We start from the raw sequence: 1,050 nt of genomic DNA, 5'->3' as shown, positions 1-1,050 counted from the left end.
CGATGGTGGTGGGGGTTTTGGCGATCCTGAAGGCGGGCGGCGCCTATCTGCCGCTGGATCCGGCCTACCCGTCTCAGCGGCTGCGCCAGGTGCTGGGCGATGCGGCGCCACGACTGCTGCTGGCCGATGCGGCCGGTCGCGCCGCGCTTGGTGATGGCGTGGATGTGACGGTGGTGGATCTCGACACGGCAACGCCGGCCTGGGCGCAGCTGCCGGCGTCGGATCCGGATGTGCGCGCGCTTGGCTCCCGCCATCTCGCCTATGTGATCTACACCTCCGGCTCTACCGGGACCCCCAAGGGCGTCATGGTCGAGCATCGGGGGATGACCAATTATCTGTACTGGGCCTGCGATACTTACGCGCCCAGGTCATCCTCCGTGGTCTCCTCGCCTCTGGCGTTCGATGCGACAATAAACAGCCTGTTTGCGCCTTTGATCTGTGGCGGCCATGCACTCCTTGTCATGGAAGGAGATGAGGTCGCGGAGCTAAAAGCAAAAATTAGCTCGGAGTGCGGGCTGATCAATATCACCCCGAGCCATCTGGATGCGCTTGGGCAACAGATGCTGGCGGACGAGGCCGCCAGTCAAGTTGGAACATTGATCATCGGCGGTGAAGCGCTGTCGCCTTCGACAGTGGAGTTGTGGCGCAGCATCCAGCCCACCGCCAGGATGGTGAATGAATACGGTCCCACCGAAACAGTTGTCGGCTGCATCTTCTATGACGTTCCGACAGAATTAACTCTCGCGACCAACATCCCGATTGGCCGCCCGATCGCGAACACTAAAGTTTATCTGCTTGACGGTCATGGCGCGCCGGTTCCGTTTGGGGCGGTCGGCGAGCTCTACATCGGCGGGGCGGGGGTGGCGCGTGGGTATCTGAACCAGCCGGAGCTGACGGCGGAGCGGTTCATCGCCAGCCCGTTTGTGGACGGCGACCGGCTGTACAAGACCGGGGATCTTGCGCGGTACTTGCCGGACGGCAATCTGGCGTTTTTGGGCCGCAATGACGAGCAGGTGAAGATCCGCGGCTTCCGGATCGAGCCGGGTGAGA

1 protein-coding gene is annotated in these 1,050 nt (G+C 62.8%); it reads left to right on the top strand.

What is annotated here, in order from left to right; genetic code table 11:
• Positions 1-17: 17 nt before the first annotated feature.
• Positions 18-1,050 (top strand): amino acid adenylation domain-containing protein (locus J6497_RS40635; protein WP_249793990.1); only part of this gene is annotated, 1,033 nt, incomplete at its 3' end.

Source organism: Bradyrhizobium cenepequi (assembly GCF_020329485.1).
Lineage (GTDB): Bacteria > Pseudomonadota > Alphaproteobacteria > Rhizobiales > Xanthobacteraceae > Bradyrhizobium > Bradyrhizobium cenepequi.
The sequence above is the reverse complement of the archived record's forward strand: the minus strand, read 5'-3'. Positions and strand labels throughout refer to the sequence as shown.